At 54.3% G+C, this 6000-nt stretch carries 7 protein-coding genes; 3 read left to right on the forward strand and 4 right to left on the reverse strand.

The features are described from left to right. Window positions 1–63 precede the first annotated feature (63 nt). Window positions 64–1077 (reverse strand): NOG1 family protein, encoded by a 1014-nt coding sequence (locus VMC84_RS07800; RefSeq protein ID WP_325379417.1) that lies wholly within the window; start codon window positions 1075–1077, stop codon window positions 64–66. 143 nt (window positions 1078–1220) lie between these two features. Between VMC84_RS07800 and VMC84_RS07805 the strand changes: the two genes are divergently transcribed. Continuing rightward, entirely contained in the window at window positions 1221–1427 is a 207-nt protein-coding gene (locus tag VMC84_RS07805) for a hypothetical protein (RefSeq protein ID WP_325379418.1), read from the forward strand. A gap of 4 nt (window positions 1428–1431) precedes the next feature. Here VMC84_RS07805 and VMC84_RS07810 read toward each other — a convergent pair whose 3' ends face one another. Continuing rightward, a complete protein-coding gene (locus VMC84_RS07810; protein ID WP_325379419.1) occupies window positions 1432–2046 on the reverse strand; it encodes a hypothetical protein in 615 nt (204 codons plus the stop codon). Between the two features lie 248 nt (window positions 2047–2294). Here VMC84_RS07810 and VMC84_RS07815 point away from each other — a divergent pair, with 248 nt between their 5' ends. Next, window positions 2295–2849, forward strand: a complete 555-nt coding sequence (locus VMC84_RS07815; RefSeq protein WP_325379420.1) for a S26 family signal peptidase — start codon at window positions 2295–2297, stop codon at window positions 2847–2849. Between the two features lie 158 nt (window positions 2850–3007). Here VMC84_RS07815 and VMC84_RS07820 read toward each other — a convergent pair whose 3' ends face one another. Next, a complete protein-coding gene (locus VMC84_RS07820; RefSeq protein WP_325379421.1) occupies window positions 3008–3409 on the reverse strand; it encodes a hypothetical protein in 402 nt (133 codons plus the stop codon). 538 nt (window positions 3410–3947) lie between these two features. Between VMC84_RS07820 and VMC84_RS07825 the strand changes: the two genes are divergently transcribed. Further along, a complete protein-coding gene (locus VMC84_RS07825; RefSeq protein ID WP_325379422.1) occupies window positions 3948–4139 on the forward strand; it encodes a hypothetical protein in 192 nt (63 codons plus the stop codon). A gap of 41 nt (window positions 4140–4180) precedes the next feature. Here VMC84_RS07825 and VMC84_RS07830 read toward each other — a convergent pair. Next, window positions 4181–6000 (reverse strand): winged helix-turn-helix transcriptional regulator (locus tag VMC84_RS07830; RefSeq protein WP_325379423.1); only part of this gene is annotated, 1820 nt, incomplete at its 5' end.

Genomic DNA, 6000 nt, shown 5'->3' on the forward strand with positions numbered 1-6000 from the left:
GTGCATTGTTATGATGTTTAGAGGGACTTAGCTAATATCGATGGCCTTGCCGGGACGTCAGCCTCACTTCTTCTTGCGGGACGGCGGGAGCTCGATGCCGGGCTCTTCGGGCTTTTTCTTCGGCACCTGGGACTCTATCATTCTCACCAGGCAGTCCCGGGCCTCCACGACGCCCTCGCCCTTCAGCGTGGACATGCGTATGTCCGCCTCGACCTTTTCGTCTCCGCCCCTGATATCGATCTTATTGGCGGCGACCACGACGGGCATATGCACGAAGTCCCGGACCTCTTTCAGGAGATGGTACTGCTCCTTGAGCGTGTAGCCGCACGTTTCGCTCGGGTCGATGATAAAGAGAGCGACGTTGCCCACGTGGCGCAACGCGGAGATCGCCTGCCGCTCGATATCGTTCCGCTCGTCGAGGGGCCGGTCCAGCAGGCCGGGGGTGTCGATGACCTGGTAGCGCTTTCTATTTTTCGTGAAATGGCCGATGGTGATGCTTTTCGTTGTGAACGGATACTGGGCGATCTCGGGCCGGGCGCCCGTGATGTCCGACACGAAGCTCGACTTGCCGACGTTGGGGTAGCCGGCGACAACAATAGTCGGTTCCTCCTTGACGTCCGGCAGGTCTCTTAATTTATTCCTCGCCTCGTTCAACAGGCGAAGGTCCTTGTCGATATCGTAAACGATGGAGGAGATGCGGCCGTAGGCCTGCTTCCGCACGAGTACGGGGTCCTGGCTCTTCCGCATGGTGCCCACGTACTTCCTCGAGATCTCCTTGACCTTGGACGCCGCCCAGTCCAGCGAGCCCAGGGACATCTTCAGCCGGTCGATGCCCACGATGATGTCCGTCAATTCCTTGTAAAAGTCGCTCATGCGGTCCAGGCTGGGCCAGTCGCCGGCGATATTCCTGAGATTATCGGTAATTATGTTGCTGGACGTCAGGAGCATCGACTCCTCCAGCTCCTTCCGGTCAGTGACTTCCCGTATCTTTCCCCTGCCGGCCCTCGCGGCCCTGGAATAGGCCTTATCCAGCAGCTCGTCCGCCGTGGGGACCGTGCGTATCTTCTCGAACATCATGGCTGTCCATAAGTCAAGCTCAATAGTATAAATAATTAATATTTTCGGGTAAAATACGCTTATCGTCGGAAACGGTTATATCGAAGTGAAGGAGTTAGTAAAGCAGAGGAGGCGTTCTCCTGGTAGAAGACAGGGAAATTAACATGGGCGGAGGCTGGAAGATGACCATCCGCATGGACGTTGACAAGTACGGCAAGTCGTTCATCGAGATCGCCAAGGTGAGGAACGACCGCAAGATCGGCCGGTTCAAGCTGAACCCGCGCTACGCTAAGGAGCTGGGCGAGCTGCTCATCGACTACGCGAAGGCGCTGGAGGCCGAAGGCATCCAGGGCGGCGAAGAGGAAGAGTAGGCCCTCAGGCCGGGCGCTTCCGGTATACGCCTTTTTTGCCCGCGTGCTCGACCTTCTCGATCATGCCCTTCATGAGCATGCGGTCCCTTATTAGCGGAAAGTAGAACAGCTTGAACGTCGGGTAGGGCACGCCCACTTCATCGGTGCTGTAGTACGGCTTGAAGATTCCCACGGTCACGTCGCCGCCCTTCTCAAACTCCCGGGCGACCATCGCGAAGGCCTTCTCCATGGTCTCGGGCTTGACCTTCTTGTACTTGTCGTGGGAAATAAACCAGTCTATGTCGGCATGAACGTCGTATCCCTCGGACCCCAACGCCTCAGGAACGATCTGCGCCTTCCTTGGCCTTCCCCTGCGAGGGACCCGTCCGCCGGCTTCGAGGCCCTCCACACGGTCCTGCAGGGACATGACCCTCTGCCTCAGCGTCTCCACGGTGCTCTTAAACTGCGAGAGCGAGGAAATTCCATGCGTTACGCCGGTTTCCATCGCGTTCCGGAGAATATCGTTCAAGTGGGTGGAAAATTTTTCCCCGCCCCTGGTCTTAAGCAGCCACTCGGCGACGTCGCTGTCGATGGTACCGCCGATGTGTACCTTCTTTTTGGCCCCCATTTTATTTGCCATAAATATCATATAGTAGAAATCCTTCCTGATTTATATATATTTACAATGGCATCGCAGCACGCCCTTTAAAAGTTTAACTCCCCCGGCATCATCCGGTCATTTTTTTATGTGACCGCCGTTCTTATATTCTTCCGGGGCATTCAAGAAACATAAACGGGCGGCGGTTTAACTTTTACCATAAAAGATGCGAAAAAATATTAATACAATGGGGGCTTTTTCTACAACAATTCGCTGAGGGATGAGTTGCCATGGTCAAAACACCCGATTTCCTGAAAAATTTTGAGGCGAAACATCCGGGGATCTACGGGTTCATTCAGGACACCGTGTTCTCCTTGGCCGTCGTGGCGGTCATCGCCGCGGTGCTCTACCTGTACGCGGGCATGTGGCCCCCTATGGTCTCGGTCAACGGCATCAGCATGCTGCCCAACATGGAGAACGGCGACCTGGTGTTCATACAGGGCCTGAGCCGGGGCGACGTCCAGACCTACGAGAACTCGACGGCCACTAACTATACGATGTATAACGGTTACGGCGACGTCATCGTGTACGAGCCCTATGACGACGCATCCAGGCCCCTCGTGATCCACCGGGCCATCCGGTGGGTGAAAGCGGGCGAGCCCATGTGGCCCGGGGGCCCTGCGGCCCCGTGGTCGGGCTATATAACCCTGGGCGATAACAACCACGGCGTCTACGACCAGATGGCCCCATCGATATGCTACGAGCAGCCCGTAAAGAAGGAATGGATCCTGGGCATCGCCAGGTTCAAGGTGCCCTACCTGGGCTACCTGCGCTCGCTGGTCTAGACACCCCCCCTAGCCAGTAGCGGTAGTCGTGGGCCCATTTTTCCCTGTCCGCCAGGATGGCCTTCCGGCAGTCCCGCAGAAAAAGCGCTTTTGACTCCTCGTGCCCCGTGAAGAGGCGATATCGGCCGGGATACGAAAAAGTTTTTAATAAAAAAGTGTTAGCTGGCCCGGGCTTCGAGCCGGGGCATCATCCTCTTGTAGGCGGAGATGCCCCTGGACAGGCCGTTCTTTTCGGATAGCAGGTAGACCTCGTCGACGACCTCTTCCTCGGACTTCGCGTTGGTAAAGTGTAACGTGGTCTCTCCCTCGCTGTGGATGAGCACGAACTTGCCGTCGAGCACGGTCACCAGGCCGCAGGCCTGCATGGGCGTGGGCGAGACCTCCTCGATCTCGTCGTTCCTCGTGGTGCAGAGGAAGACTCCCCGAGTATTCTGCCTGTCCGGGAAGCTTACCACTTTGATGCGGTCGATGATACGGCCGTCGTCCCCAAGCTCTTCTCTGATCCGGTCCGGTATGTGATACGTTATAAACTTTTTAGTTTCCTTGGCGCATTCCAACATGTATAAGCTCCTGTTTTGCCTTTTTTATGGTGTGAGTGTTTGATATCTGGTTGCTGGCGGAGATTAATCCTGCTCTAATATGTTGGTGGAAAAGCGGACCGGCAGCGTAATTTTGTTGGCGCAGTGCGCCAGTTTCCGCGGATTATGTAAATATGCCATTGGCGTATGGCGTTTTTCAGAAATCGGCAGACAGAAAGGCATTTTTAATTATAATATTTTCATTATAATATTTTTTCCTTATGCGCCGGACGCTTTTCGTGTTTATTTATATGGCTCGATTTGTTTATTTATCGTCTGGAAAATAAAGCATTTATATTAGTTCATCGTGCCATGATCCCGACGACTGCATGGCCGTGGAAATATTTATTTTTGCCGCGGCGGAAATTTGCTATAAAAGTAAGCGCCCCGACTGAACGCCCTTACTCGAGGTTTGGCTCTACGTTAGCCGAAATCATCCGACAATTATTACATATCTGTCGATAGAATATAAACCCTCGCCAACTACATCAGCGACAGGTCGAAAGAACTACATTTCAACGTGCCAGGTGTCCCCATCAAGCGGAACGACGATAACAAGACCAGGGTCTTCATCCTGAACATGACGCCCGAGCAGCGGAAAGAACTTGGGATTAACAAGTCTACCCTCTGGTATATCCAGAAGAACCTGCGGGAAGGCAAGAAGGTCAAGCTCTACGATAATGTCAAGGCTAAAATGAGCGATGTAATATAAAAAAGTAAAAAAAGATGACTTAGGATTCTATTATATCGCCCTCATGCTCCGACTTGGTCGGACGACACTTCTTCAGCCTTAACGATCGCACCCGTATTATCCACCATGGCCAAGGCTTTAGATAGGCGGTCCCGGTGTATTTCCCGGATCGAGAAGTACATGCGGGTGCCCTGACCCGTCTTCGTCACAACGCCCTTATCCGACAGCTCGCTCAGGTATTTGCTTATACCGCTTTCAGGCAAGCCGAGCTTAACGCAGAGTTCGCTGTTCGTGATTTCGCCGCTGTCGAGGACGGCCTTCAGGAGCCTGCCCATGGACTCACGCCTCAGGAGCGAGATGACCATCTTGTCATCGTCGCTGTAGGTGTTCGAGTTCGTGAAGTACCGGACGAACTTGCCTTCGTCGTTATATGTGACGATCCGGTGGTTGAGGCCCAGTATCATCAGGTGGTAGCGGAGCGTGCCAATGTTCATGCCCAGCTCCTTAGATATCTCGTAGAGCGTCGAGCCGGGGCGGTCCGCAATGAATTTGTTTATCCGGTTCCGGTTGTCGTTCTTGTCGATCTTAGACCTCGCCCGGGTAACGCTGCCGAACAGGAAGAAAGCGAGGAGTGAGCCGACGATGGCCACGCCCGCGACGGCGCCGATGGTGGCGACGGAGATGCCGCCGCCACTCGTGCCATAGTAGATGGTGGTGTTATTGGCCGCTGCTGCCGTTACGAAGAGGTCCATTGGCTTCTGCCAGACGAGCTTGCCACTCCGGTCGATGGCATATAATGCGCTATAGTACGTGCATGATGACTGGCCATATACTACCGGATCTTCGTGCGATGATGTCCTGAAATAGACGTACGTCATGTTTTCTGCCGGTACGATCTGCAGACTGGAGTTTCCATGCTGGATGCCGCCCGGCACTCTGCCCATGGCCCAATAGTCAGGGAACAGGGTAACAATATTAGACTTGTTCACGATGACCGTTGTCGGCTGACCCAGGGGCGTCGTGAAGTTCCAGATATATTTGCCGCTCAGCAGGTCCATGGCTGCCACCTCGCCCGTTTCCAGGTTATCGGGGGTCGTGTTCTTATACCATTCCGAAAAGGGCTTATTATCTTCGAATAACAAGCCTTCTGAGGCGCTGACCAGTATGGCCTGGCCTAGATCTGCCGCGGGCAGCGTCGTACCGTCCGGCCTGACGACCAGAATATTTTGGCCGCCGTCATTATTCCTGCGGTACAGGTAAATGTCTCCCTTCGTGTCCGTGGGCATCAGGTAGAACAGGCCGTATTCCTCGCCAAAGTCCTTTTTCCATGTGACGGAGCCGTCCTTGCTAAGTGCGGTCGTGCCATTATCTTGGGGCACATAGAGCCGGCCATCGACGTATAATGGGATACCGATCTTTCCGTTCCACATGACGGGGAAGAAGTAGGTATAGGCCACTTTTCGGTCAAGCTCCTTCGTCCATTTTAACGTTCCGTCCGGGGCAAACGCCTCGATAAGGTTGGACGGAGTCCTGTAATCGTAGTATACGCCGTCGACGAATGTGGAAAGCCAGGTACGGGTCTCTTTGGCTGCCCGGACCGCATAGATATTGCCGTCCTCATCCAGCGATGGCGGATTGGAAATGTTCTCTATGGTGAACAGCAGGTTACCCGAGCTATCCAGCACAGTCTCATTATAATCATGGTACAGGTAGACGCGGCCACCATGCGCCTCGACGTGCGAATTGTCCTGCACAGCGACATCGTCGGTAAAGTGGCGAGTCCACTCGATCGTACCGTTGGGCGAGACAGCAATCAAGTCCTTTCCCACAAGCTTCGCCGTCTGATTGATGACGTGAAGGCTTTCCATGGGCTGAAATGCTG

The organism is Methanocella sp., assembly GCF_035506375.1.
In the GTDB taxonomy this organism is placed as follows: Archaea; Halobacteriota; Methanocellia; order Methanocellales; family Methanocellaceae; genus Methanocella.